The sequence below is a fragment of the Streptomyces sp. NPDC087901 genome (assembly GCF_044742205.1).
Taxonomy (GTDB): Bacteria; Actinomycetota; Actinomycetes; order Streptomycetales; family Streptomycetaceae; genus Streptomyces.
The window spans coordinates 157,820-183,612 of record NZ_JBIUUC010000013.1 but is presented as its reverse complement, the minus strand read 5'-3'; the positions used below and the strand labels follow the sequence as shown (position 1 = coordinate 183,612).

The 25,793-nt window shown below is 69.8% G+C and carries 19 protein-coding genes and 4 pseudogenes; 8 read left to right on the top strand and 15 right to left on the bottom strand.

What is annotated here, in order from left to right; translation table 11 throughout:
* Positions 1-528 precede the first annotated feature (528 nt).
* The 5 genes from ACIOEW_RS31830 (at position 529) to ACIOEW_RS31810 (ending at position 5,321) form a co-directional block, all read left to right on the top strand.
* A complete protein-coding gene (locus ACIOEW_RS31830; RefSeq protein WP_401968011.1) occupies positions 529-1,941 on the top strand; it encodes a family 2B encapsulin nanocompartment shell protein in 1,413 nt (470 codons plus the stop codon).
* A 24-nt stretch (positions 1,942-1,965) separates the two neighbouring features.
* Complete coding sequence (locus ACIOEW_RS31825; RefSeq protein ID WP_401968008.1) at positions 1,966-3,357, top strand: family 2 encapsulin nanocompartment cargo protein terpene cyclase; 1,392 nt, start codon at positions 1,966-1,968, stop codon at positions 3,355-3,357.
* Positions 3,358-3,361: 4 nt separating this feature from the next.
* Positions 3,362-4,249 carry a geranyl diphosphate 2-C-methyltransferase gene (locus ACIOEW_RS31820; RefSeq protein ID WP_362556695.1) on the top strand — a complete coding sequence of 296 codons (888 nt, stop codon included), beginning with the start codon at positions 3,362-3,364 and terminating at the stop codon, positions 4,247-4,249.
* Between the two features lie 103 nt (positions 4,250-4,352).
* On the top strand, positions 4,353-4,598 hold the full coding sequence (locus tag ACIOEW_RS31815) for a hypothetical protein (RefSeq protein ID WP_401968146.1): 246 nt from the start codon (positions 4,353-4,355) through the stop codon (positions 4,596-4,598).
* A 96-nt stretch (positions 4,599-4,694) separates the two neighbouring features.
* Complete coding sequence (locus ACIOEW_RS31810) at positions 4,695-5,321, top strand: hypothetical protein (RefSeq protein WP_401968007.1); 627 nt, start codon at positions 4,695-4,697, stop codon at positions 5,319-5,321.
* Positions 5,322-5,376: 55 nt separating this feature from the next.
* Here ACIOEW_RS31810 and ACIOEW_RS31805 read toward each other — a convergent pair.
* From ACIOEW_RS31805 to ACIOEW_RS31775, 7 genes and pseudogenes are all read right to left on the bottom strand, one after another.
* Positions 5,377-6,324: pseudogene (locus ACIOEW_RS31805) on the bottom strand (transposase); the annotation flags it as partial.
* A gap of 155 nt (positions 6,325-6,479) precedes the next feature.
* Positions 6,480-8,816 (bottom strand): glycoside hydrolase family 3 N-terminal domain-containing protein, encoded by a 2,337-nt coding sequence (locus ACIOEW_RS31800; protein ID WP_401968005.1) that lies wholly within the window; start codon positions 8,814-8,816, stop codon positions 6,480-6,482.
* Between the two features lie 52 nt (positions 8,817-8,868).
* Entirely contained in the window at positions 8,869-10,803 is a 1,935-nt protein-coding gene (locus tag ACIOEW_RS31795) for a cellulase family glycosylhydrolase (RefSeq protein ID WP_401968002.1), read from the bottom strand.
* A gap of 139 nt (positions 10,804-10,942) precedes the next feature.
* Entirely contained in the window at positions 10,943-11,995 is a 1,053-nt protein-coding gene (locus ACIOEW_RS31790) for a LacI family DNA-binding transcriptional regulator (RefSeq protein ID WP_401968000.1), read from the bottom strand.
* A 38-nt stretch (positions 11,996-12,033) separates the two neighbouring features.
* On the bottom strand, positions 12,034-12,861 hold the full coding sequence (locus ACIOEW_RS31785) for a carbohydrate ABC transporter permease (protein WP_401967998.1): 828 nt from the start codon (positions 12,859-12,861) through the stop codon (positions 12,034-12,036).
* A 13-nt stretch (positions 12,862-12,874) separates the two neighbouring features.
* Positions 12,875-13,816, bottom strand: coding sequence for a carbohydrate ABC transporter permease (locus ACIOEW_RS31780; protein ID WP_401967997.1), 942 nt, complete (start codon positions 13,814-13,816; stop codon positions 12,875-12,877).
* Positions 13,817-13,848: 32 nt separating this feature from the next.
* Entirely contained in the window at positions 13,849-15,132 is a 1,284-nt protein-coding gene (locus tag ACIOEW_RS31775) for an ABC transporter substrate-binding protein (protein ID WP_362556710.1), read from the bottom strand.
* Positions 15,133-15,913: 781 nt separating this feature from the next.
* Here ACIOEW_RS31775 and ACIOEW_RS31770 point away from each other — a divergent pair.
* On the top strand, positions 15,914-16,708 hold the full coding sequence (locus ACIOEW_RS31770) for a hypothetical protein (protein WP_401967994.1): 795 nt from the start codon (positions 15,914-15,916) through the stop codon (positions 16,706-16,708).
* A 1,138-nt stretch (positions 16,709-17,846) separates the two neighbouring features.
* Positions 17,847-19,124, top strand: coding sequence for a PP2C family protein-serine/threonine phosphatase (locus tag ACIOEW_RS31765; RefSeq protein ID WP_401967992.1), 1,278 nt, complete (start codon positions 17,847-17,849; stop codon positions 19,122-19,124).
* A gap of 556 nt (positions 19,125-19,680) precedes the next feature.
* Here the strand turns inward: ACIOEW_RS31765 and ACIOEW_RS31760 are convergent.
* Positions 19,681-20,643, bottom strand: coding sequence for a zinc-binding dehydrogenase (locus ACIOEW_RS31760; protein WP_401967990.1), 963 nt, complete (start codon positions 20,641-20,643; stop codon positions 19,681-19,683).
* A gap of 195 nt (positions 20,644-20,838) precedes the next feature.
* Between ACIOEW_RS31760 and ACIOEW_RS31755 the strand changes: the two genes are divergently transcribed.
* Positions 20,839-21,468 (top strand): TetR/AcrR family transcriptional regulator, encoded by a 630-nt coding sequence (locus ACIOEW_RS31755; protein ID WP_401967988.1) that lies wholly within the window; start codon positions 20,839-20,841, stop codon positions 21,466-21,468.
* 92 nt (positions 21,469-21,560) lie between these two features.
* Here ACIOEW_RS31755 and ACIOEW_RS31750 read toward each other — a convergent pair whose 3' ends face one another.
* The 7 genes and pseudogenes from ACIOEW_RS31750 to ACIOEW_RS31720 all read right to left on the bottom strand — a co-directional run bounded on the left by ACIOEW_RS31750 (position 21,561) and on the right by ACIOEW_RS31720 (position 25,677).
* Positions 21,561-21,884, bottom strand: coding sequence for a pyridoxamine 5'-phosphate oxidase family protein (locus ACIOEW_RS31750; protein ID WP_401967986.1), 324 nt, complete (start codon positions 21,882-21,884; stop codon positions 21,561-21,563).
* A gap of 438 nt (positions 21,885-22,322) precedes the next feature.
* On the bottom strand, positions 22,323-22,706 hold the full coding sequence (locus ACIOEW_RS31745; RefSeq protein ID WP_401967984.1) for an MBL fold metallo-hydrolase RNA specificity domain-containing protein: 384 nt from the start codon (positions 22,704-22,706) through the stop codon (positions 22,323-22,325).
* A 52-nt stretch (positions 22,707-22,758) separates the two neighbouring features.
* A pseudogene (locus ACIOEW_RS31740) lies at positions 22,759-23,199 on the bottom strand (MBL fold metallo-hydrolase); the annotation flags it as partial.
* 153 nt (positions 23,200-23,352) lie between these two features.
* Positions 23,353-24,026, bottom strand: a pseudogene (locus ACIOEW_RS31735) (universal stress protein).
* 25 nt (positions 24,027-24,051) lie between these two features.
* Entirely contained in the window at positions 24,052-24,213 is a 162-nt protein-coding gene (locus ACIOEW_RS31730; protein ID WP_401968143.1) for a hypothetical protein, read from the bottom strand.
* A gap of 379 nt (positions 24,214-24,592) precedes the next feature.
* A pseudogene (locus ACIOEW_RS31725) lies at positions 24,593-24,769 on the bottom strand (DUF4259 domain-containing protein); the annotation flags it as partial.
* Positions 24,770-25,050: 281 nt separating this feature from the next.
* The gene (locus ACIOEW_RS31720; RefSeq protein ID WP_401967982.1) at positions 25,051-25,677 is read right to left on the bottom strand and encodes a TetR/AcrR family transcriptional regulator; all 627 of its coding nucleotides are present in this window, start codon (positions 25,675-25,677) and stop codon (positions 25,051-25,053) included.
* Between the last annotated feature and the right edge of the window lie 116 nt (positions 25,678-25,793).

Here is a 25,793-nt window from a genome sequence, read left to right as displayed (position 1 = left end):
CATGGACAGTCACGATGCACCACGGGCGTCTCGCGCAGCGTCGCTCACCCAGGACAGCGTCGGCCGCGCAATTGCGGATCTCACACCTGGCCAGGTCGTGGCCGGACTCTTCTCTGTCGCGTTTCCGACGTAGTTCCGTGGGGCCGTTCGTGATGGCTGCGGAGGGCGATGGCCACGGACCGTCGTCCCGGCCGACCCGGCCGGCCCGATTGCCCCGCGGCAGTCCGGCTGTGCGGCGCTTGTGCCATCCCTCGACTCACCGGCCCCCGTGCGGGAAGCGCCTCCGGCCGCTCACCGGGACGCACCGTCGAGCACGGCTCAATCCTGCTGGTACCCGGCCAAACATCGCGCGGCCGCGATCATCGTATCGAGTTAATGTCGCCGATTTCCCTTGGTCCCGGGCTGGGGACGGCCTCTAGGGTTCTCATGGATCTGGACGGATTCCCGTCCCTACAACCCTTTTCCCTCCTCTTGCCCGGCGGCGTCCGCATACGCACGTCGCCGCCCTGACCAAGGAGAGCTTGCCTGATGACTGTTGACCCGAGTCCGGACGTACGACTGGAACTGCCCCGGCAGTCCAGTCTGGGCACAGCGGCGGCTCGCAACCTCGCCACCACGACCAAGTCCGCCCCGCAGATGCAGGAGATCACCTCTCGCTGGCTGTTGCGGATGCTCCCCTGGGTGGAGACCAAGGGCGGCGCCTACCGGGTGAACCGCCGCCTGACGTACACCGTCGGCGACGGGATCGTGGAGTTCGTCCAGGACGGTGCCGGAGTCCGGGTGATCCCCCGTGAACTCGGCGAACTGGCCCTGCTGCGCGGCTTCGACGACGTGGAGGTGCTGACCGCCCTTGCCGATCGGTGCGTCCAACGAGACTTCCGCACGGGAGAGACGCTGGTCGAGCGTGGGACGCCCGCGGATGAGCTCCACCTGATCGCTCATGGGCGCATCGGTCAGAGCACCGTCGGCAGTTATGGCGACGAGGTCGTTCTGGACGTACTCGCCGACGGCGACCGGTTCGGGGAGAACGCCCTGCTCGACGAGGACGCCCGGTGGGAGCAGACAGCCACCGCCGAGACCTCGGGCACCCTGCTCACCCTGTCGCGCGCCGACTTCGCGTCCGTACTGTCCACTGCTCCAAGTCTGCGGAACCACATCGAAGAGTTCGCATCGCATTCCCGCCTCCGGCAGAACCATCGCGGCGAGGCAGAGATCGCGATGTCGGCCGGCCACGTCGGCGAGCACGAACTACCCGGAGCGTTCGCCGACTACGAGCTCAATCCGCGTGAGTACGAACTCTCGGTCGCCCAGACCATCCTGCGTATCCACACCAGGGTCGCCGACCTCTACAACGGGCCGATGAACCAGACCGAGGAACAGCTCAGGCTCACCATCGAGGCGCTGCGCGAGCGCCAGGAGCACGAGCTGATCAACAACAAGGAGTTCGGCCTGCTCCACAACGCCGACTTCAAGCAGCGTATCCAGCCGCATTCCGGCCCGCCCACCCCGGACGACATGGACGAACTGCTCTGCCGCCGCCGAGGCTCCAAGTTCTTCCTCGCACACCCCCGGACGATCGCGGCGATCGGGCGTGAGTTCAACTCGCGCGGGCTTTACCCGGACCACGTCGATCTCGGCGGCCAGCAGGTGCCTGCGTGGCGCGGAGTCCCTATCCTCCCCTGCAACAAGATCCCCATCACCGAGGAGAAGACCAGCTCGATCCTCATCATGCGTACCGGTGAGGAGAACCAAGGCGTCATCGGTCTGCATCAGACCGGACTCCCGGACGAGTACGAACCGGGTCTGTCGGTCCGTTTCATGGGTGTCGACGAGAAGGCGATCACGTCCTACCTCGTCAGCACCTACTACTCCGCCGCCATCCTCGTGCCGGACGCGGTCGGCGTGCTGGAGAACGTTCAGATCGCTCGCTGGCCCAAGTAGTGGATCCGGCCCGCCAAGGCACGTGTGACGCCCCCGAGTCCGTCCGGGCCGGTCGCGTGTGCCCGGAGGGCTTCGGGACAGCCGCCCCCCACCGAGGAGCCATGGATGCCCGCGCCTGAGCTGACACCTCCGCAAACGAGCCTGCCGGAGGCCGCTTCCCATTTCGGGGCGCATGTACTGTCCGACGCCGCGAGCCGGGCCCGCGACATCAAGGCCGCCACCGGCGGCCCGCCCGGCGCGCCTCTTCCACCCGCACCGCCCGCGGTCTCCGCGCCCGCGCCGGCCCATCCCGACGCCCCGCCGACCGGGGCGCCTGCCACGAGCAGCGGCCTGGAACGGATCCTGCGCGGCCCCAGCGGCCTGGGAACGGCGAGCCTCCGTCTTGTCCGGCGGGAGGAGGAGCCGGCGCCTTCGGAGCCGTCCGTGGACACGGCGGAGGGCCGGCCGGTCCCGGGCCTGTACTACCACCCGATCCCTGAGCCCGACCCGGTGCGGGTCGAGGAGGTCAGCCGAAGAATCAAGGACTGGGCGTTGGACGAGGTCGCCCTGTATCCCGAGGAGTGGGAGGACCAGTTCGACGGATTCTCGGTGGGGCGGTACATGGTCGGCTGCCATCCGGACGCGCCCACCATCGATCATCTGATGCTCGCCACACGGCTGATGGTGGCGGAGAACGCGGTGGACGACTGCTACTGCGAGGACCATGGTGGCTCCCCCGTCGGCCTCGGCGAACGACTGCTGCTGGCGCACACCGCCCTCGACCCCCTGTACACGACGGAGGAGTACCAGCCGCAGTGGTCGAAGTCGCTCCATGCGGACGCGCCTCGGCGCGCTTACCGCTCGGCCATGGAGTACTTCGTCCGGGCGGCCGGCCCTTCGCAGGCCGACCGGCTACGGCACGACATGGCGCGGCTGCACATGGGGTACCTCGCCGAAGCGGCCTGGGCCCAGTTGGACCACGTCCCGGAGGTGTGGGAGTACCTGGCGATGCGCCAGTTCAACAACTTCCGCCCCTGCCCCACCATCACCGACACCGTCGGCGGGTACGAACTGCCCGCGGACCTGCATGCCCAGGCGGGCATGCAGAAGGTCATCGCTCTCGCGGGAAACGCGACGACGATCGTGAACGACCTGTACTCGTACACCAAGGAACTCGACACTCCCGGCCAGCATCTGAACCTTCCCGTCGTCATCGCCGAACGTGAGGGCCTGTCCGACCGGGACGCCTATCTGAAGTCGGTCGAGGTCCACAACAACCTCATGCACGACTTCGAGACCGAAGCCGCGGCGCTTGCCGTCGCCTGCCCCGTGCCCAGCCTGCAGCGCTTCCTCCGGGGCGTGGCCGCCTGGGTCGACGGCAACCACCACTGGCACCGGTCCAACACCTATCGCTACAGCCTGCCCGACTTCTGGTAAGAGAATGGACTCGTCTGTGACCCACACCGAACTCGCCGCCACCACCCTGCGCATTCCCGGCCCTGCGACGCCCTACCAGGGGGACATCGCCCGCTACTGGGACGGGGAGGCCAGGCCCGTGAACCTACGCCTCGGCGATGTCGACGGCCTCTACCACCACCACTACGGCATCGGTGAAGTCGACCACGCGGCGCTCGGCGACACCGCGGACAGCGCAAGCGAGAAGAGGCTGATCGCCGAACTCCACAGGCTGGAGTCGGCCCAGGCCGAGTTCCTTCTGGGGCACCTCGGTGACATCGGGCGGGACGACACCCTGGTGGACGCCGGCTGCGGCCGCGGCGGTTCGATGGTGATGGCGCACCAGCGCTTCGGGTGCAAGGTCGAAGGTGTCACGCTGTCGGCCAAACAGGCCGAATTCGCCAATGGTCGCGCCCGGGACCTACGCATCCAGGACCACGTCCGCGCCCGTGTCTGCAACATGCTCGCCACGCCCTTCGAGACCGGGTCGGCCGCGGCCTCGTGGAACAACGAGTCGAGCATGTACGTCGACCTGGATGACCTCTTCGCCGAACACTCTCGTGTCCTCTCGGTCGGTGGTCGCTATGTGACCATCACCGGCTGCTGGAATCCGCGGTACGGCCAGCCCTCGAAGTGGGTCTCGCAGATCAACGCGCACTTCGAGTGCAACATCCACTCGCGCCGGGAGTACCTGCGGGCCATGGCCGACAACCGCCTCGTGCCCCAGGCCGTCATCGACCTCACTCCCGACACACTGCCCTACTGGGAGCTGCGGGCCACGTCTTCGCTGGTGACGGGCATCGAGGACGCCTTCATCAACTCCTACAGGGACGGTTCCTTCCAGTACCTTCTCATCGCCGCCGACCGGGTCTGACCAGCTGTCGACCCGGATCCCACGGGGACGCGGTGCGCTCCGGTAACGACGGGCCCCGAGGTGGAAGGAGACGTGTTCTGGTAGATCGTCGCCTGCGACGCAGATGCAACTGACCGATCCGGAGTGGAAGTTCGTCGGGCCGTACCTGCCGATAGGCAGGTACGGCCCGCATCCCGAGCGGCTGCGGTGTCACCGGGCGATAGATGTGCAGGGTCAGGAGCTGACAGGAAGGCGAGAGTTCTCGCTCACCCCCGGTGGCCCCGTGACGAGCTACGACCACGACGCCGGGCGTGCGTGTGAGCTCGCCCAGGGATTCGCGGCGCTGCTCGACCAGCACGCCGAGGACTGAACGGACTCCGCCCGCGGCCCCGGGCCCCCGGTCCGTGCGCCCGATGGCCTGAAGGACATTGAAGGACTGTCATACCCGTGTCCTATCGTCGCCCACATGGCCAACAGCTCCGCACCCGAACGCCTCTCCTTCACAGAGGCCGACACTCGCCTCGTGCAGGTTCTCTCCGCCTCCTTCGAGCGCGGCTACGACAATGTCCTGCTCTTCGACGGCGATCTGGTACTGGAGGGGGGTTTCCTCGACGCCGTCGCCGGGATCCGGAGCCTGGACGACGTGGACCTGGTGGTGATCACCGGCGATCTGACGGTGTCCGGCCCGATCGCGCTCTACGGGTCTCTGCCGGGGCTCTACGTCGGCGGCACCACCCGGGCCGAGACCCTGGAGGGTGGCGACTGCGAAATCTACATCCAGAACGGCACCTTCACCTATCTGGTCTACGGCGACTACAACAACGGCATCCTGGAGACCCGCACCGTAGAGACCCCATGGGTCATCAACTACGACCACGATCTCCGCGTTTCCGCCCCCGGCGCTCGCCTGGTGGACAACTACGGCGACGATGACGACGCGGACTTCGGCAGCCAGAACATCGTGGAGTCGTTCGTCGCCGAGGTCGTCGACCCGGAAGGCGAGAGCATCGATGTGCCGGAGTTCCTGGAACGGCTGCGGGCCGGACTGCCGGTGCTGCGCCCGGGGGCAGGCGGTGCGGCCGCCAGAGCGTGAGGAGAGTGGGCCCCCGGCCGGGTGCTTGGGTTCCAGGGCGCGTATTGAGTTGTGATCAATCGACGGCCCGGGTGAGGTGTTTGATCCAGATCATCGAGGCGCGCAGGTGCAGGCCGGCGAGGTAGCTGTCCGGGGGCTTGTCGTATAGGGCGGCGATGCCGCGCCAGGCTTTCAGCTTGTTGATCAGGCTCTCGACGGTGTTCCGTTCCTTGCAGAAGTCGGCGTCGTGACTGACAGGACGACCGCCACCGGAGCCCTTCCTCTTCCGGTTGGCGGCCTGGTCCTTCTTCTCCGGGATGACTGCCTTGATGCCGCGTCTGCGCAGGTGGACCCAGTTGCCACGGCACGAGTAGGCACTGTCCCCGGCGACCGCTTCGGGCCGGGTGCGGGGCGGCCGACGGGCCCGCGGACCCGTATCTTCCCCAGCACCGGGATGAACCGCGGGCTGTCCGGCGGCCTGTCCCGCGGTCAGCGCGAACGCCGGCGGGCAGCACTTGCGGTCGGCGGCGAGGTGGACCTCGCTGGTCTGCCCGCCCCTGGAGCGTCCGAGGGAAGCGGCCATCAGTCGGAGTCTGCACCGACGCCGGATACGTCATCGGTCCTCCCGCTCGGGATCGACTTCGGAGCCCTGCCCGACCTGTTCCTCGATGCTGCCCCCTTTGACCGGCCCTCTCCTCCTCGGCGGCGGCCTTCTCCAGCGCGGTGATGACGTCCTGGTCCAGGTGCATCCCGGCGGCGTCGTGGTGAGCGCGCGCGGTGGTGGAGTCGATGCTGACCAGGGACAGGTCCACCTCACCCCGCTTCGCGGCTTCAGCAATCAGGCCCTCCAGCAGAGCCTCGATGACACCCGCGTCGCGCCACTGGCGGAAGCGGTTGTGGACGGTCGACCAGGCGCCGAACTCCTGCGGCATCTCCCGCCACTGACCGCCGGTCCTGAACCGCCAGATCACGACTCGATACGCGCCCTAGCCGCAGACGGGCCCGGCCCCGGTCGGAAATCCGGTCACGCCGACGAACCTCACCGGCAAGGGCGCCCCCTCGCCGGCAGACACGGTGCGCGGTCGTCCGGACCCTTGACCGGGCGACGAGGTGCGCTTTGCCCGGCCCGGCGCCGCATCCCTACAACGGGAAGCGGGGCCGGGGCGTCGGCACCAGCCGTCAGTCGGGCCGGCCGGAAAGGACGGTCAGCCGGACGCCGCGGGTCCGGTCGGAGGACGGGCCCGTCTCCATCTCGAACTCCCCCGACTCCACGGCCCGTTCCAGATCGCGCGTGACCGAGGCCAGGGTCCGTGCCTCCACCGGGAAGGAGACCTCGGCCCGTTCCCCGGGTTCGAGGACGACCCGGGCGAAGCCGCGCAGCTCCCGCACCCGCGGCCACGAAGTACCCCCGGTCACCCGGCGTACATAGAGCTGGACCGTTTCCCGCACCGGCCGGTCGCCGGTGTTGCGGATGTCGACCGTGCACACCAGCGGCTGCGGTGTGGCCTGCGTCGTGTTCGGCGTGCCGGCGGTGAGTTCCGCTGCCGAGACGCACGTCCGGGACAGCCAGGGTGTGCCGTACTCGACCGTCGTGTAGCTCAGCCCGTGGCCGAACGCGTGGCGGGCGGCCGCGGGCTGGTCGACATAGCCACGGTAGCCGTGATCCTTCCCGTTGTAGTGGACGGGCAGCTGAGCCGCCGAGCGGGGCACCGAGACCGGCAGCCGCCCGACGGGGTCCGCCGTGCCGAACAGGACGTCCGCCACCGCCCGCCCGCCCCAGGGGCCGGGGTACCAGGCGCTCAGCACCGCGGCGGCCCGGCCGGCGAGGTCCGGCAGCGCGTAGGGACGGCCCTGGACCAGCACCACGACGATGGGGGTCCCTGTCGCGATCACGGCGTCGAGGAGTGCCGACTGGCCTTCCGGAAGGGCGAGTTCCGCCAGGTCCACGCCCTCGCCGCAGGTCATCTCGACAGGGTTGCCCGAGGTGACGACCGCTGCCCCATTGGCGTCGAAGCGGGTTCCCGACTCGCGGGCGCTCGATCCGCCGAGCACCACGACCGCGACATCGGCCCCGGCGGTGAGCGCGACAGCGCTGGGAAGGCCCGACAGGTCGCCGCCCACGAGACCAGTCCCCCGGGCGTGCACGATCTCCGTGCCCCGGGGTGCCGCCGCCTTGAGTCCTTCGAGGACGCTGATGCCCGTGCCAGGCCGTTGGGGCGCGGTGTAGTCGCCGATCTGCTGCGGCACGGAGTCGGCGTTCGGGCCGATGACCGCAATCCGCCGTGCGCGTGCGCCGAGCGGGAGTGTCCCGCCGTCGTGCGTGAGCAGCGTGACCGATTCCCGGGCGATGCGCTCGCTCAGCTGCTCGGGCCCCGGAGCGGGGGCGCGCTCCCCGGTGTACGGATTCTCGAACAGGCCGAGCCGCAACTTCAGCCCGAGCACCCGGCCGACCGCGGTGTCCAGAGCGCCCTCGTCCACAAGCCCGCGCCGCACAGCCTCCTCCAGGCGGGGGAAACTGTCGTCCCACAGACTCAGGTCCGTCCCCGCCTCCAACGCCATGGCACCCGCCGCCACCGGGTCGCCGGCCAGCCGCACCAGGCGGTCGAGCGCCAGCCCATCGGCCATCACGAGACCGGTGAACCCCCATCGTTCGCGCAGGATGCCGGTGAGCAGCTCCCGGTTGGCTGCGCACGGGATGCCGTCGAACTCGTTGTACGCGGCCATGACTCCCGCCGCCCCGGCCCTGACTCCCGCCAGGGCGGCCTCCAGGTGAATCTCGTGCAGTTCGCGGGCGCCCAGTTCGGTGGCCGCGCTGTTGCGGCCGCCGACCGTGGCGCCCTGCCCGGCGAAATGCTTGAGGACGACGGCCGCCCTGTCCGGCCCGATAGATTCTCCGGGCGGCCCCTGGACACCCCGCACCAGCGCCTCCGTGAACCGCGCCGCGAGGTAGGGGTCCTCGCCGAAGCACTCCTCCGCGCGGCCCCAGCGCGGATCACGCACCAGGTCGAGTGCGGACACCAGCGCGACATGGCCGCCGCGTGACCGCAGTTGCGCGGCGGCGAGTGCGACGGCCTCCTCGTACAGGTCCGGGTTCCAGGTGGCGCCGACCGCCAGGTTGACCGGCAACAGTGTGCCGTCCAGTGCCTGGAGACCGTGCGGCATCTCCTCGACCAGCAGAACGGGGATCCCGAGCCGGGTGGTCTCCACGACGTGCCTCTGCACGGCGTCGGCTACACGCGCACCGTCCGCCGCGCCGATGCCCGTGGCCGCGGTCACGCCGGACCAGGGGTCGGCCCGCTGCAGCCCGTAGAGCGCACCCATCCCGTCGAAGGCAGCCACCTCGCCGCGGAGGTCGTCGGTCAGGCGATGGCCCGAAGCGTCGCGCTCGTACGCGTCCCAGCCGTACATCCGCTGATTGACCTGCCCCACCTTCTCCGTGAGGGTCATCCGCGCCAGGAGGTCGCGCACCCGGACGGCTGTGGGTGCCTCGGGGTCGCGGAAGAGCGGCTGGGACATCGGGGGCTCACCTTCACGGGCGATGGGGCAGGCGGGTCGGCGGGGCGGCCGGTCAGCGGAGTTCGAGGACGCGCACCCCGTACGCGGCGATCACCACATCCACCACAGGGTCGCCGCCCGTCAGCTCGCGCAGTTCACCGTCCGCCGACGGACGGACGGTCAGTTCCTCGGGCGACTGGCTCACCAGCCAGACGAAGCGGGTGCCGTCCTCCCGGACCAGCGTGTCGGCGGCGACGTACGGCGAGCCGGCCGTCACCGGCCGTGCGGCCCCGGCAAGTTCGGCGAGCGCCGCGTACAGCCGGTGCGTCTGCTCCGGGTTGGCCCGCGCCGTCCGGGCGGCCATGTGCTCCAACGGGTAGGTGGCCAGAACCGTGCGGCCCTCGCCCGTCTCGTGGCACAGCAGGGCCGGGCGTCCGTGTGCGTCGGTGGCGACGACGCGCGCCCCGGTCGGGACGACCGGCAGGTAGGCGCGGCTGTCCTCGTTCCCGGCGACGGGGAACGCCAGGGTCTCACCCGCGGCTATGGAGCCGAAGTCCTCCGTGAACGTCATCTCCAGCACGTCGTCCTCGATCGGCTCCGCGACACCGTAGGAGAGCTGGAGCTCCACGCCGAACAGTCCGTCCAGATCGTGGAACCACGGGCCACGTGTCGCCGGGTGTTCGCCCGAACAGAACGACAGATAGACCGTGGCGCCCTCGCGAGCCCGGCGCTCCAGCGCCCGACGGGTACGGGTGGTCACCTGCCGGGTCGAGGGGAGCAGGTACAGCGCGGCGTCGTCGGGCAGTCCGTCGGCCTCCCGGGCGAACGCCACGGGCAGGTCCGCGCCACGGGCGGCCACGTAAGCCTGGTGGAGGGAGGTGAAGATCAGCGGGCGGTCCGCGGGCCTGCTGTACGGGTAGCCGCGTTCCAGGAAGGCGGGGACGACCAGGGCGGCGTCGGCGTCCGTGCGGCGGCAGCGGGTGAAGTCGACCTGCTTCAGGACCTCGGCGAAGGCGGCCAGTTCCCGCAGCGGCTCCTTCGGCCGGCCTGTGTGGTCGGTGATGCCGAAGTGCATCTCGAAGGGGTGGTGGTCGTACGGGGACTGATCCCACAGGTCGTCGTAGTCCGTGTTGTTCCAGGCGATCCAGCCGGTGGCGCCGCCGAGCAGCGAGTTGTGCAGGGTCTGGCGGTAGAACACGCCGGCGTTGGCCGCGGAGACCACGTCGGTCGACAGCCCGAACTCCTCCAGCACGACCGGCTGGCCGGTCACCGCCGCGAGTTCGCACTCGAACGCGGCACGGTAGTGCTGGCGCGGCCGGTCCGTGTCGGAGCGGTAGACGTGCGGCCCGACGAAGTCCACGTACTCGGCGGTGTCCCGCAGCGAGAATCCGTTGTCCCGGCCCGTGACTTCGATGCCCCAGGCGCCGTCGCCCAGCGAGACGGGCTGGGTGCCGCCCGCCGCGCGCACCGCGTCGCACATGAACTGCGCCCAGGCGGTGACGACGTCGCTGGAGGGCGGGTCGACCTGGTAGATCCGGCCGTAGCCCGGCATCTCGTTGGTGATCAGCCAGCCTGTGACCGCGGGGTGGTCCTTGAAGCGGCGGGTCATCTGGGAGACGAACCATGCCTGACGCCCGACGAGCCATACGTCCTCGTACAGGTCGCGGCTCCCTCGCCAGGCCGGATCCCAGTTCTCGCCCGACATGTGGCCGACGATGAAGGTGGGGACCGTCCCCATCCCCGCCTCCGTGTGGGCGTCCAGGAAGTCGCGGAAGCGCTCGCACAGCTCCTCGTCGATCCGGCCTGGCTCCGGGTGGAAGTCGGGCCAGTAGAAGAAGGATCGGGTCATGTTCAGTCCGTGGTCGCGCAGGACGGCCAGTTCCTCGCGGACGGTCTTCGGGTCGTAGTTCCGCCACATCAGCGGACCGCCGGTGCGGGACCAGAAGTTGGCGCCGAGCCAGGGAAGAACGGCGGAGTCGTGGGTGAGCTGGGCGCTGTGGCGTCGCATGGTCGGGTCCTGACCTCTTCGATGTGCGGGGGTGGATCGGTGCGGCGGTGAACGGCGGTGTGGGGCGCGCCGGAGCCGCGGGACGGAGCGGGACCGTGAGAGGCGGGCCGCGGGCCATGTGCGGTGGGGAACTCATGGCTCAGAACCCGGCGGGAAGCGGGCCGGTCGATTCTCGTACGACCAGGCTCGGGCGTCCGTCGAGGACCGGTGGTGGCACGTCCTCGCCGCAGCGGAGGAGCAGCGCGCGGGCGGCGGCCGCACCGACCCGTTGCACCTGCTGGTCCACGGTGGTCAGACGGGGGTGGAGCCAGCGGCCGAGCGGCAGGTTGTCGTAACCGACCACCGACACGTCCTCCGGCACCCGGAGCCCGCGGCGCTGGGCCGTGCCGATGCCGCAGACCGCCATGGAGTCGTTGGGGAAGACCAGCGCGGTCGGCCGGTCGGGCAGGGCGAGCAGTTCCTCGGTCACGGCGACGGCGGCCTGCTCGGTGAAATCCGTGTGCCGGACGGCTACGGGGCTCAGCCCGGCCTCGACGAGGGCGTCCTCGAAGGCGGCGCGGCGCAGCCGGGTGTGCACCAGTTCGGCCGGGCCTGCGACGTACGCGAGTCGCCGGTGGCCGAGTTCCAGCAGGTGGGCGACAGCCTCGCGGACACCGGCGTCCTGCTGCCCGAGACCGACGCCGGGCACTGCTGACTCGGAGTCGGGCGCGCCCAGCAGGACGGCGGGCAGGCCGAGTTCCCGCAGCAGGTGCGGGCGCGGGTCGTCGGCGCGCGCGTCGGTCAGTACGGCTCCGTCGATGCGGCCCTCCGCGGCCAGCCGTTCGTACAGCGCGCTCTCCTGGGCGATGTCGGCGACCAGGTGGAGCAGGAGGCCGTAGCCCCGGGGGGCGAGTTCGCCCTCCAGGCCGGTGATCAGTTCGCTGAAGTGCGGGTCGGCTCCGAGCACGTCCGTGGGGCGCCTGACGACGAGCGCGATCGTGCGGGTGCGGGACCGGCGCAGGGCCGACGCGGACGCGCTGGGCGACCAGCCCAGTTCGGCGGCCGCGTCCAGGACCCGGCGGCGGGTGGCCTCGGAGATCCGGCCGGTGCCGTTGACGGCCTGGGAGACCGCGGCGGTGGAGACTCCGGCCGCGGCGGCCACGGCCTTGATCGTGGGACGGCCGACGCCCTGGTCCGGTGGCGTGCCCGCCATGCCGTCCGATTCCTGGGTACGCCCCCTGAGACGTTCCTTCACATCTTCACCGCCCCGCTCACGAGTGCCTGTTGCATGCGCTTCTGGAGCACGGTGTACACCGCCCACACGGGGACCAGTGTCAGTACCGTGCCCGCGGTCAGGATGCCGTAGTCGGTGCCGGTCAGGGACTTGAGGGTGGGCAGCGCCACCTGCACGGTGCGCTGTTCGGGGTCGGGCCCGATGATGACGAGGGAGTACAGGTACTCGTTCCAGAACGTCAGGAAGTTCAGCAGGAGGATCGTCGCGATCCCGGGCATGCACATCGGGGTGTAGATGTGCCGCAGGACGGCGAAGGTGGAGGCGCCGTCCATGCGGGCCGCCTCCTCCATCTCGCGCGGGATCGTCCGCATGAACTGGACGAGGATCACGACGGACAGCGGCATCGCCGTGGCCGGCAAGAACAAGATCATGAAGGTCCGGGTATGGAAGAGTCCGGTCGCCGCGGCGAGCAGGAAGGTGGGGAAGAGCGCGGCGAACGTGGGCACCAGGAACCCCAGCGAGAACACCCGTTCCACGAGGGCGCCGACGCGTCCCTCGGTACGGGCGATGGCGAAGGCCGCCGGGATGGCGAGTGCCAGGGTGAGCGCCAGCGCCACCACGGTGACGAGCACCGAGTTGAAGATGGCCGGCCCGAGGTCCGCGGAGGAGAACGCCTCCCCGAAGTTGTGCGGGGAGAACGAGGTGGGCAGGGAGAACGGGCTGCCGAAGATCTGGTCGTTCGTCTTGAACGCCGAGACCAGCAGGTAGTAGAGGGGCACCACGAGGAGCGCCGCGTACAGCCACGCGAGGATGTGGGCCGGCAGCCAGGACCTTCCGAACTTCATGGAACCGCTCCGATCAGTAGTTCTGGCGGAAGACGCGACGGATCGTCAGCAGCCCGGCCAGACCGACCAGGAACAGGATCACGCCGACGGTCTGGCTGTAGCCGAGGTCGGCCGCGATGAACGCCTTCTGGTAGACGAGGAAGGACAACGTTGTCGAGGAGCTTCCGGGGCCGCCCTGGGTGAGCAGCAGTACGTTCTGTGCGGAGCCGAACAGTGTCCACAGGAACTGAAGCATGGTCACGACCCCGACGAAGTCGCGGATGACGGGGAAGTGGATGCGCCACATGGCGCGCCAGTGGCCGGCACCGTCGAGCTGGGCGGCCTCGCCTATCTCGTCCGGCACGCTGCCGAGCCGGGCGGCGAACAGCACGGCCGTGAAGCCGATGCCGCTCCACACGTCGAGGACGATGAGGCAGTACAGGGCGGTGGACGGGGAGGCGAGCCAGGCATCGGTGAGCGATCCCAGACCGGCCTTGTCCAGTGCTCCGTTGAGCAGTCCGTCCGGCGAGAGGACGGCGTAGAAGACCATCGCCTTGGCCGGGGTGGAGATCAGTCCCGGGATGAAGAGCAGGTAGCGAAGGACACGGTGGCCCGGCGGCTTCTGCGCGACGTAGTACCCGAGCATGTACGCGCACACGATCATCACGGGCAGGGCGACGACCAGCTGGGTGGCGGTGTTGCCGACCGAGTCCCAGAAGACCGGGTCGTCCAGAACCGTCCGGACATTGCCGAGGCCTGCGAAGGAGACCGGCTGGAGCATGCCCGGCCAGTGCAGGGCGGCGATGACGAAGATGGCGACCAGGGGGCCGACCATGAAGACGAGGTACCAGACCAGTGCCGGCACGGCGAGGACGACCCCGGCCTGCTTTCGGCGGGCGGGCCGGGCGGGAGGGGGCGAGGGCGGGGCCGGCCGGCGGACCGAGGCGCCGCCCGGGGCGGACGAGAGCAACGTCATGAAGGGACTCGCAGAGGGCTCGGGCGCGCGGATCAGGCCGTGCGGTAGGCGGATTCGAGGGCGGAGCGCACGGCGGCCGCGCTCGTCCCCCGGGTGAAGGCGGTGCTGGTCGCCGTGATCAGCGGCTGGGTGGCCGTCGGGGGGACGTACAGGTCGGGCAGGAGGACCTGGCCGACGCCGTCGCCGAGCTGCTGGGCCTTGGCCACCAGCGGGAAGTCCTTGCTGACGGTGTCGGTGACGAGCGCCATGTCCCGGCCGCTCTCGGTGATGAAGCGCGAGACCGTCTCGGGGCGGTACATGAAGCGCAGGAACTTCTCGACCGAGGACAGCTTCTTGACGCCGTTGGGGCTGATCCAGAAACCGATGAGGGTGTGCGAGCGCAGGATGGTCGGCTTGCTGTGCGAGGCGCCGGGGGCCAGTGGCCAGCCACCGATCTCCGTGTGTCCGGCCGCCTTCGGTGAGACCTTCGCCAGCGCTGAGGACATCGCGGACTGGATGGCCGCCGCCTCGGTGTTGTACTGCGTGGTCATGATGTCCGAGGTCAGCCCCTGCGCCTTGTCGGCGAAGACGCCGGCGTCGCGCAGCTGGACGAAGTAGTCGATGCCCTCGCGGGCTCCCCTGCTGCCGCTGAAGTCGCCGCTCGTGTAGACCTTCCTCGCCTCGTCGGGCGTGAGGAAGGTCTGGATGATCTGGGCCAGCAGCTTCTGACCGGTCCAGTCGTTGCCGCCGACGGTGACCGGGGCGATTCCCTTGGCGCGCAGTCTGCGCGCGGCCCCGATCAACTGGTCACCGGTGGTGGGTACGGAGTCGACGCCGGCCCGCCCGAGCAGGGCGGTGTTGAACGCGACGGGCCAGTTGGTGGCGAAGTACGGGAAGGCGCGGAGCCTGCCCTTGGCGTCGGTCCATTCCTCGAGGGCGGCGGGCAGGACGCGCTCGCGGAGGCCCCAGTCGTCGAGATAGCCCTTCACGTCGACGGTGGCCCCGACATCGGTCCAGGCCAGGGTCTTGTCGTAGAGGTTGACCATGACCACGTCCGGCTCCTTGCGGGCCAGTCGGGAGGTCTCGTACACCTGGGGAAGGTCGTCCCCGTTGACGAGGTTCTTGATCCGGATGTCCGGATTCTCCTCGCGGAACGTCTTGACGACGGCCTTATAGGTGGGAGAACCGGGCGCGGTGGTGCCGAGCTGGGTGTGCACGAGCAGGGTGCCGGGGTCGGAATCGGCCGAGGCGAGTGTGGAGCAGCCGGACAGAGCGGTAGCGGCGGCAAGGCCGGAGCCTGCTGCGAGGAAACCGCGCCGGCTCAGGGATGAGCGCACAGCGGGATGTCTCCAACCAGGACGTTAACCATGTGGTTAATCGATGTACCAGTGGGCTGCGAGAAACGTAGAGCCACTTGCAGGAACGGTCAACCCCCGGTTGCACATGACGAAAATACAGACATATCAGTCGAGTTGCGGCCGTCCCGCCACTCCCCGAGACACCCCCGGACGCCCCCGGGAGACCCCGCATTCACCACCGCCACCTGCCCTCCCGGCCTTCTCGGCGCGTCCTGAGCGCAGGCCCAGAGCGGCGTCCAACCGGAGGTGACGATGTGGTGATCCTGGCGTCGACATCCCGGGCTGCTTCCCTGATCACGGCCAGAGTGTCCTCCAGTGGCGCCCACGGCCGCTGCCGCGGCGGCTGTCCGCTGGGGGTCGAAGCGGTGCCGGTCCGTCGCCTCGTGCCAGGCCTGCCCCTCATCACCCAGGAACAGCTGCGCCGCGCTGTCGTGTTGCTCCGCCACACGAGCCTGCCACCGCGCCGCGCGAACGGTTCGCAGGTCATGCCCGAGGCGGGCGGCCGCTTCGAAGACCCGGTCCACGCGAGACGCTTGCGAGTTGGTGAGGCGGTACATCTCCGCACCGATCCGGCCGGATGCGGAGTGGGACACGACCGCTGCACTGTCGTAGTCCACGGGGCCCCAGTCGGTCGACCCACAGGGCGGGTCCGGGGCCGCTCTCGCTCGGAGGCAGCCTTGCCGAGCCGCCAGAGCACGTCGCGTGTACGCGGCGTTCTATAGTCGCCCGGGTCGAACGTTTCCAGGGGGGTCCGGAACACATGCAGTCCAGGAGATCACTGGCCGGCGTCCTGCTGAGCGCCGTCGCCGTGCTGCTGCTCGGCGCCTGCGGGACCCAGCGGGCCGGGGCCGGTACGCCGACGACGACGGAAGCGCCGCACTGGCAGACGTTCGCGCCGTTCCGCGTGACCGCCGCCCGGCTCTCCGACGGCGGGCGGGCGCTCAGCGTCGACGCAGAGGTGCCCGGCAAGGGGAAGACCTGCGCGCGCGAGCTGAAGGCGGTCGTGACCTCCACGTCGGAGCGCACCGTGTGGGTGCAGGTCACCTTCTCCGCCCTGACCGGCGACCCGCACTCCGACTGCTCGAAGACCGCGACCGGCACGGCGAAGGTGCGGCTGCCGTCCGCGCTCGGCCACCGCGAACTGGCCGTGGACAACTACACGACGTTCACCGCGGACGACGCCGACCTGCCCGACCTGCGCCTGTGCGGCGACCGCGGCTGCCACCCGGCACCCACCGGCTGCACCCCCGCCTCCTACGACCAGGCGGTGGCAGCGCTCGACGTGCCGAACCACACCTCCCGCGGCAAGGAGCACTGCGACGGGAAGTGGCTGGTGTTCGACGTGTCCTCACGCATGGGCCCGGCCTGCGCCGAGGGCGAGGCACCGGGCTGTGGGGCCGGCCTCGGCGACCGGTGGTTCTTCCGGGCCGAGAAGTCGGGCTGGGTGCCCCTCGCACGCGGCACGAAGGCGGGCTGCGCCGACGTGCACCGCATCGAGCCCGCCTTCCCGACCGCCCTGTGCGCCGACCTGCCCGCCCTGCGGCGCTCGAACTGAGCACGGCACCGGGCCTGTTGCCGCACCCGGCCTGCAGCGGGGCACACGCGGTGCCTCGTGACGGACCCCGGCTTCCAGGGCCGCTTCGAGCACCGCGGGGTCGGTCAGGACTTGTCCTGCCGATCATGTGCGGAGCCAGATGGTGAGGGCCGCTGCGGTGGCCGTCCCGAGGAAGACGTAGCCGCGTCCGTCATAACCGGCTGCCACGACTCGGTGCTGCTTGGACCCGTTGATCGCCCGCTCAACGGTGCTGCGCTTCTTGTACCGTTCCTCGACGAAGCCGGTGGGATGCGGATCTTTTCAGCACTGGCTCGGACTGCGTGCAGTCCGCCCGCTGTCCCGGCATGACGAGCAGGGACAACGGACGGCAGCGGCTGTCCGCGCTCGGTGGACTTTGCTGGTGAACCCGCCCCGCGAGCGGCCCCCGCCCTCGCCTGGTGCACCGCCTCCACCAGGCGGACGAGAAGGCTCTGCCATGCGGGTTCGTCCGGGTGTTCGGCCACTTCGACCCCCTTTGAGGCGGGGCCGGCGGCGGGTCGGTGCATGCACCGGCCGCGTGTTGACGCGCGCGTACGACAGTCAAGTCGACCGAGATGTCCAGTCGATCCCACCCGCGGCGTCCCCTGGGTCGTGCTCCGACTCATCCGACACCAAACCGCCACCGGCGGTCTCGCCGAAGCAAGGCCGTAGACGGACACCGGTACCGCGCCCTCGTCGGCCACGAGAAGTGCCGGGTCGCCCTGGCCGTCGATGACCCGCTGGCCCGCAGACGCTCTATGCGACTGGTCGACCTGCGCACCCGCACCCTGGTCGTCCGCGGTGGTCGTGCCGGCGCACCGGGACGACCACCGCGGACCTCTGGCCCGAGGGCACGTATGACTCGCACTCCGCCATGTACGACGTTTTCGCCCTGCTGGCGGGGCTGTACCGCGACGTGGCCCACGCGCCCCGGACCCGACTTCCATGCGCCGCCGCCCCGGCCGTGAGGCACGCGGGGCCACGGGATGCGCCGTGCGCCAGTGCGTGATCCGATACGAAGGTGTCGCCCTTCCGCCCACCGCAGATCCGCTTGCCGGGCCCGCCGCCCGGCCCCTCGGGCCGGTGGCGCCAGGCCTTGGAGCGCAGACTGGATCGGGTCGTGTACGTCCTGCCTGCCTGGCTGAGGCGGCGCCGGGTGGGATGGCTGCTGCCGCTGGCGACGCTGCTCGCGGTCGCCTTCACCGACTGGAACACCTCCGGCGACTTCCGGGCGCTCTCCTGGATCGTGATGGTCCCGGGCCTCGCCGCCGCGCTCTGTCCGGTCTGGGTGACCGCGGTCTTCGGGCTCGTCTCCGTCATGGCGTACCTGGGGCTCGACGCCGCCTGGTCGCACGAATACAGGGCCGGTCTGCCCGACTTCATCCTGGTCGCCGCGGCCAGCGTGCTCGCGGTCGCTGCCTGCTGGCTCCGGCTGCGCCGGGAAGGCAGAATCCTGCACATCCGCAATGTCGCGGACGCGACCCGAGCCACCGTGCTGCGCGACTTGCCGCCGCACATTCACGGCGTCGAGAATGCCCACGTCTATCTCCCCGCCGACGCGGTGGCCCGGCTGGGCGGCGACTTCTACGACCTCCAGCCGTGCCGCTGGGGAACTCGGGCCCTCATCGGCGACGTCCAGGGAAAGGGGCTGGGCGCCCTGGCCGCGGCCGCCGCGATCCTCGGATCATTCCGCGAGGCCGGGTACCACGTGCCGAGCCTCAGCATCGTCGCCGGACGCCTGGAAGTACGGATGGAACGCCAGCGCCGTCTCGGCGTTGCCATGGGAGACGCGCAGCCCGACCGGTTCGCGACCGCCGTGCTGATGGGATTCCCCAACCCTGGCTGCGGCGAGTCATGGGTGGACGTCGTCGATTTCGGCCACGAGCCGCCGCTGGTCGTGAGTCCGCGCGGGGTCAGGGTGCTGCAGGTGGCCAACCGGCTGCCGCTCGGTCTCAGCGACCTGGATCCGGCGGGAGTGGCTTCCGCAGTCCCCCACCGCTTCACGCTGGCCGAGGACGATGTCATCGTGCTGACCACCGACGGGGTCACCGAGGCGCGCGACTCGGCGGGTAAGTTCTTCCCGCTTCGATCGTTCCTGGAGGACGCCGTCGTCCGCGATCCCGCCGCGGTGGCGTCCGCAAGCCAGGTCGCCGCGCTGGTCTCGGACGGCCTGCTGCGACACTCACGGGGACGGCTCCACGACGACACGACGATCTTCGCGCTGCGGTTCTCCGCCACCGAGGACACGTACTGGACGCTGCCGCTGGACGAAAGCCCCGCGCGGACGCTCGGTCCGCTGCCCGCCGGTGACGATCCGTTCCAGCAGGGCATCGTCCGGCTGCGGGCGGGGCCCGAGGACAACCCCTCCGGTGGGGGCGGTCCCGAAGCGGCTGAGTAAGCAGGGTTATGACGCAGGCCGGACGGGGTGGAACAGATCGTGCGAACAACTCGCAGATACCTGGATTGTGCGGGTCATGGTGTTCGCCAAGACCGGTGCCGGTCCTTCGGGTCCCAGGCCGGCGCGGCCCTCGCCACTCAATTTCCCCGACCGCCCGGACAATCCGCCGACACCTTTACCCACGCCTGGTTCAAGCTCACCACCGCGACACGGCCCACGCCGCGGGCATCTCGGGCCCAAGGTGCCCGCCGAGCACCTCCTGTGGGCCGGATGTGCTGCCCGATCCGGTCGACGCGCCGCTCGACGACACTGCCGTGGCAGATCTGAAGTCCACGAACCGCGGCGTACCCAAACCATGCGGCGGCGTGCAAGGAGGCGGAGTCGAGCCCGTCCGCCACGTGACCCGCACGCCGACCTCGGCGGCGAACCCTTCGGCAGATCATCGGTCTTCACGTAGAGCGCGGTCGCGAGGGAGTCCAAATCTGTCTTCACGCACCGGCATTGGACTCCCTCGCCGCGACTGCTCAGGGGACCAGCCCGGCATGGATACCTTCGACTACGGTGTCAGCACAATCCTGCCGAAGACCTCGCCCGCGTCCATCTTCTGGTGCGCCAGCACGGCTGCGTCCAGAGGCAGCACCTCGTGCACCACTGTTTCGATCTCGCCCCGGCTCGCTGCGGCGAACTGCTCGCTCCGCACGGCACGCCGCTCTGCTCCGGGAATGGTGGCTGCGCTGAAAGCGGCGAAGGACATCGACTTCTGGAACGCCGCCATGATCTTCGTGCCGAAGTCTGCCGGTGGCTGGCCTGCGACGGCGCCCACGGCCACCATGCGGCCGTTCGGGTTGAGCCGGTCGAAGAACGACGGCATGTCCTTGCCGGCCACCACGTCGATGATGACGTCATAGCCGGCGGGAGCTTGTTCCCCTCCTTCGCCGGAGCGGTCCAGCACATGGGTCGCGCCGAGACGTCGCAGCTGCTCGCCACGCTCGGCCGATGAGGTGGTAACCGCCACCGCGGCGGCGGCGCCGCGAGCGGCGAGTTGCACTGCCATGATCCCGATGCTGCCGGCCGCACCACGCACCAGGACCGTCTCCCCGGGAGCGAAGTGGGCGTGGCGGAGCCCGAAGTGGGCCACCACGCCGGAACCGCCGAGTGTCACCGCATCGGCTGCGGACAGGTTCACGGGCAGGGGAACGATCTCCTCAACCGGCACGAGGGCCTGTTCAACGTATCCTCCCCCGGTGCCGGTGAAGGCCCACACCCGCCCGCCGATCCACGAGGCATCGACGCCGTCACCGACCGCGGCCACGGTGCCCGCCACCTCGCTGCCCGGGATGTGGCCCTCCTTGAAGCCGTAGGCGGCCAGGGCCCCGCTTCGGATCACGGTGTCGACGCCACCGACACCCACGGCCTCGGTGGCGATCACCACCTGGCCGGCAGCAGGTGCGGGAACCGGCAGGTCGACAACAGCCAGACCTTCAGGACCTCCGTACGTCTGGATCTGAATTGCCTTCAACGTCGTCTCCCATGTTCTCGGACCGGCTGAACGCCGTCGCGCTCAGTGCCCGCCACCGATCGCCACCGGCGACGGGAGGGGGTTCACGGAGCGCCGGAGGTTCGGTCCCGGTGCTGTGCTCCCCGATGATCACGGCGAGCTGCTACGTCTTGAACGCTAAACGGACACCCCTGTCCGTTTAGGTAAAGTGAGAGCATGGTCGACCGTTTGCCTCACACCCTGCGTTCCGACGCGCTGGACAACCGCGAGCGCATCCTCGACGCGGCCCGAGCACTGTTTTCCGCCGACGGCCTGGACGCGCCGATGCGGGAGATCGCGCGACGCGCGAGGGTCGGACCTGCCACCTTGTACCGTCACTTCCCGACCAAGCAGATGCTGGCCACCGAAGCCTTCGCGGACCAGTTGCGCGCATGTCGCACCATCGTCGACGACGGGTGCGCCGATCCCGATCCATGGCGTGGCCTCTGCCTGGTCATCGAGAAGATCTGTGAGCTGCACGCGCGGGACCGGGGTTTCAGCGAAGCCTTCATGTCGGCCTTTCCAGGGGCGCCGGATGTCGCGGGCCGTGAGTACACGGTGAAAGCGGTCGCCGGACTGGCCCAGCGGGCCAAGGACGCAGGGCACCTGCGGCCCGACTTCGTCCTGGACGACGTCATTCTCATCCTCATGGCCAACAAGGGGATCCATGCCAGAACGACCGACGCCCAGGTCATGGCCTCCCGACGCTTCGCAGGGTTGGCGATCCAGGCGTTCAAAGCCTGCCCCCAGCACGCACCGCTACCACCAGCGGCACGACTGACATCCGCAGCACCTGACAGCGCCTGACCGTGGGCGAGAGGTATCCACGCTCGGCGCACGAACCACTGAACCCCTTTGAATAGATCGTCCAGGACCGATGCACGTGCTCGAACCCGGATTCAGCCAAGATCTCCCGGCGCGCCGGGAGATGATCTTGCGCCGGTGACATGGCGGAGTGAGAGCACCATGACGCGCTCGCACACCTCCCCCGCACACGGTGTCGAGTACGCCGCCTCCCTGAGCCGTCGCGCGGTATCCACGTCCGCCAAGACACGGACGATTCCCATTCCGACGAGGAGCACACTCCAGCCCTTACTGAAGGCGTCGTCGACGCGATCGGCCTCGAAGGCGATCGCCGTGCCGTCGACTGTGGCGAGGGAGGACTGCTCCGCGGTGCTGAACATGACCTCGCCGCCCTGTACCTGATAGTTCAGCGGCAGCACGACCGGCCCATCTCCGCCGGCCCCACACCGTGGTCACCGAGCATGGCTCAGCACTCGGTTTCGTCCAGTTCCACCATCCGGGGTTGCTGAGACGCGCTCTGGCAAGCCCGGTCGCAGATTCCCAGTCCCGCCGGTCGGTTCCTCGACGCTTGTTTCGAGAGCATTGGCCAGCCTGAGCAGAAAGCCGATGCCGGGCGACGCCGCCGGCCGCTCCTCCATGCACTTCGATAGAGCCACGTACGGCAGCTGCCCGCAGTGCCACTTCGGACAAACCGGGGCTGGGCAACGCGCCGGCCGATGTCGCCTCTCGCCTGACGCGACGGTGCGGGCGCCATCGGGCTCACTGTTCATCGAGGCCTCGTGCACGCCAACACCAACCGCAGCCGGATCCGGGCGCAGTACGGAGCATCGCCGGTGAGCACCGACGCACGCAGGCCGTCACCGCACGAGAACGTGTTCCCCGGCGCGCGGCACCACGGCATGCCAATCGAGTTGCTCGTCAATGCGCCCGCGCAGCGCTTCAGCGGCGTGCGGTTCGCCGTGGACGATGTAGGTGGTATTCGGGGGCGGAGCGTGCCGCAACCATTCGACGATCTGGGCGGCGTCCGCGTGAGCGGAGAAGAACGGCACGTGCGCCACAGTCGCCCGGACCTTGACGTACTCTCCGAACATCTTCACGGCCGTTGCCCCCTCGATCAGGTCCCTCGCCCGTGTGCCTTGAGCGGCGAATCCCACCACGACCACACAGTTGCGCGGGTCGGGCAGCAGTCGGCGCAGATGGTGCAGGACACGTCCGCGGCTCGTCGTCGTGGCGGCGGTCACCGTAGGTGGATTCCATGAGCAGCACATCAGCGCCGGTGAACGGTTCCGCCGGACGCAGGAAGGGATGTCCGGGCCTGCCCAGGTCGCCACTGACGGCGAGAGTGTGCCCGCTCTCCAGCGTGAGGTGCACCCAGGCCGAGCCGAGGATGTGGCCGGCCCGGTGCAGGAGCAGGGTCGTACCCTTCGCCACCTTCGTGTCGGTGTCGAAGCCGACCGGCGTGAAGAGCCTCACCGCGCCTTCCACGTCGTCCTCATCGTAGAGCGGCAGCGCGGGCCTGTGCTTCGACCAGCCGGTGCGGTTGGCGTGCCCGGCCTGTTCGACCTGGAGGCGGGAGCTGTCGCGCAGCACGATTTCGGCGAGTCGGGCCGTGTCCGCGGTGCACAGGACGGGGCCGCGGAAGCCGTGCCGTACGAGGCGGGGCAGGAACCCGCAGTGATCGAGGTGCGCGTGGGTGAGGACGACAGCGTGTACCGCGTCGGCGTCGGCCGGCAGGCGGCGCCAGTTGCGGCGGCGCAGGTCAGCGATGCCCTGAAAGAGCCCGCAGTCGACCGATCCGGCTGTGATCGCCCTCCACCAGGAACTTGCCGCCGGTGACCGTGCCGACCCCGCCGAGGAAGGTCAACAGTTCGGGCCGCACGCCGCCGGTCATGAGACAGCCGACAGGTCCTGGCGCACCAGCAGCACCGGGCAGTGCGCGTGGTGCAGCAGTGCCTGGCTGACCGATCCCAGCAGTAGCCCCGCGAACCCGCCGAGGCCCCGCGAACCCGCGACGACCAACTGGGCCTCCTCGCTGGCCTTGATGAGAGCAGGCCGGACGCGTGCTGGAGGGCCAGGTCCGAGTCCTCGGATCCGTCGACGCCCACGACGACCGGGTTACCGGCGTCCAGGACGCCGCGCACGACCAGCACCGGGCAGCGCGCGTGGGCGGCGAGATGGACGGCGACGGAGCCGAGCAGCAGGCCGCTGATCCCGCCGAGGCCCCGACTGCCGACGACCACGAGGTCGGCGCCCGGAGAACGGGCGGCGAGCACGGCCAGCGGCTCACCAGTGATGACCTCGCCGACGGCTCGTACGCCCGGCTGCTCGGCCAGGGCATGCTCGACGCCCTCGGCCACGATCCGTTCGGCCTGGTCGCGAAGCACCCTGTCGTTCGGGCCCACGGATGAGAGGCCCAGCGGCACCTTCGTCAACGGCCAGATGAACGCGTGCACTACCCGCAGTTCGAGGCCGCGCAGCCATGCCTCACGTGCTGCCTCCGCCACGGCTTCAAGGCTGGACGTGGAGCCGTCCACACCCGCCAGAACCACTCTGTCACCCATGGGAGCGCCTCCCTTCCGCCGGGTTTCAGAGTCCCCCGGAACGGAACGCCCCGCACTGCGGGACGACGCGACGTTGCGCCTCACGCCGCTCGCCGACGGGCTCCGCCATCCACGGCACGCTGAGCGCGATGCCCCGCAGCAGTGTGGGACGGCGGCCGACCCGGTCCGCCAGCACATCTCCCAGCACCGAAACTCAGCTCCCCGGCCCCGTACGGAGCGGCTACCAGGCCCGCAAAGCTCGCCACGGTGTCGACGAAGGGGGCGCTGGGGGAACGGGGGTCGAGCGGGATGTTCGAGTGGCCGCGCTCCGCCATGCACTGCCGGACCAGCAACGCCGAGGCCCGCTGCGATCCCGCCTTGTGGCTGGATCGGCTGGTCAAGGCGTCGCGGAGGCGGATGACGTCTGTGCGCCCTTTCGAGCCGTCCACGGCTTCGCCCCACAGCTCGGCAAGTTCAGACGACCCAGAGATCACTTGATCCATGGCGTCGGCAGCGAGTCGGCGAAGGTCTGCACGGAACTCCGGCATCGGTTCCGACGGACCGTAGATCGAACACGCCGGCTCGCCGTCAGGCAGGTCATCCCCGAAGTCGGCGGCGGTGTCGTTGCCGAAGGGGCCAATGTCCCACGCGCCCCTATCTCTCGCTTGGCCGTCTCCGGATCGTCGCGCTGGCCACGGACAGCGAGGCCAGGAGGCAAGCAGTACCTGCTTGAGCAGGAGCTTGAAGCCAGTGCCTCCGTACATCCGGCGCTTGATCGCGCCTACGCAGCCAGGCTGGAAACAGCTCACTGCCACTGGCGGTCATCTCGAGCGGCATCAGGTGCCGTCGAGTCCGGCTCGGGTCGGACCCGCAAGCGCTGCCCTGCCGCGTCACCAGCACATGGGTGGACAGCGCGTCGCCGGGGCGCTGCCTCGTGCTTGGTGATCCGCCGACTGGCATCCGGCTGTCGTGTCGGCTGACTGCCGGGATCGGGCTGAGTGGCCGGCGGAGCAGCCCTGTGCCGATGGGCAGGGGCGGCTGCGGCTCAAGCGGGTTCGGGGTCGTGCGCGGCGGCGACGGTGGTCGTCCAGCCCTGGTCGAGCAGGAGACACGCCTGGTCGATGGCGGCGGCGGGGTCGGGGCGGGAGCCGGCGAAGGCGAGGGTCTCCAGGGTGAATCGCGCGTAGGCGGCGCAGAGGAGGTCGTCGTCCGGTCGGCCGGTCTGGTCGGCCAGGGCCAGGGCCAGGGCATTCTCGTGACGCAGCGCCATCGCACGGGCGTACTCGCGCAGGGCCGGGGTCTGCTGGACGAGCTGCTGGAGTCCGGCGAAGCGCGGGTCGTGGGTGTGAGGCGAGGTGACGAACCTGGTGAGGTGCGCCCGCAGGGCTCCGGGGATCGTCTGGCCCGGGGGGCGGTCGGTGACCGCGCGGATCAGGGCGTCCTCATTATCGGCGTCCTCGTCGAAGACCAGGGCCTCTTTGCCTTGGGGGAAGTAGTTGAACAGGGTTGAGACCGACACGTCGGCGACTTCGGCGATCTCGCGCACGCCCACCTGCTCATAGCCGCGTTCCAGGAACAGCCGCAGCGCTGTGTCGGCCAGCGCCTGTCGGGTGGCTGCCTTCTTGCGTGCGCGCCGCCCGCCCGATGCTGCGCGGTCGATCGTCTCATCCATGCCGCGAACCATATCCCGAATATTCGAACTGGACGATATTTGGAACTGTTGTATGTTTGTAGCTGTTGGAACTATGCCAGCAGTGCTGGCCACCTGCGCGGCACCGGGCCGCGCTC

Excerpts from the sequence above, each read along its gene's own strand:
- ACIOEW_RS31830 (WP_401968011.1), top strand. The coding sequence starts at position 529 with ATGACTGTTGACCCGAGTCCGGACGTACGACTGGAACTGCCCCGGCAG.
- ACIOEW_RS31820 (WP_362556695.1), top strand. The coding sequence starts at position 3,362 with ATGGACTCGTCTGTGACCCACACCGAACTCGCCGCCACCACCCTGCGC.
- ACIOEW_RS31815 (WP_401968146.1), top strand. The coding sequence starts at position 4,353 with ATGCAACTGACCGATCCGGAGTGGAAGTTCGTCGGGCCGTACCTGCCG.
- ACIOEW_RS31810 (WP_401968007.1), top strand. The coding sequence starts at position 4,695 with ATGGCCAACAGCTCCGCACCCGAACGCCTCTCCTTCACAGAGGCCGAC.
- ACIOEW_RS31800 (WP_401968005.1), bottom strand. The coding sequence starts at position 8,816 with ATGTCCCAGCCGCTCTTCCGCGACCCCGAGGCACCCACAGCCGTCCGG.
- ACIOEW_RS31795 (WP_401968002.1), bottom strand. The coding sequence starts at position 10,803 with ATGCGACGCCACAGCGCCCAGCTCACCCACGACTCCGCCGTTCTTCCC.
- ACIOEW_RS31790 (WP_401968000.1), bottom strand. The coding sequence starts at position 11,995 with ATGGCGGGCACGCCACCGGACCAGGGCGTCGGCCGTCCCACGATCAAG.
- ACIOEW_RS31785 (WP_401967998.1), bottom strand. The coding sequence starts at position 12,861 with ATGAAGTTCGGAAGGTCCTGGCTGCCGGCCCACATCCTCGCGTGGCTG.
- ACIOEW_RS31780 (WP_401967997.1), bottom strand. The coding sequence starts at position 13,816 with ATGACGTTGCTCTCGTCCGCCCCGGGCGGCGCCTCGGTCCGCCGGCCG.
- ACIOEW_RS31770 (WP_401967994.1), top strand. The coding sequence starts at position 15,914 with ATGCAGTCCAGGAGATCACTGGCCGGCGTCCTGCTGAGCGCCGTCGCC.
- ACIOEW_RS31755 (WP_401967988.1), top strand. The coding sequence starts at position 20,839 with ATGGTCGACCGTTTGCCTCACACCCTGCGTTCCGACGCGCTGGACAAC.
- ACIOEW_RS31720 (WP_401967982.1), bottom strand. The coding sequence starts at position 25,677 with ATGGATGAGACGATCGACCGCGCAGCATCGGGCGGGCGGCGCGCACGC.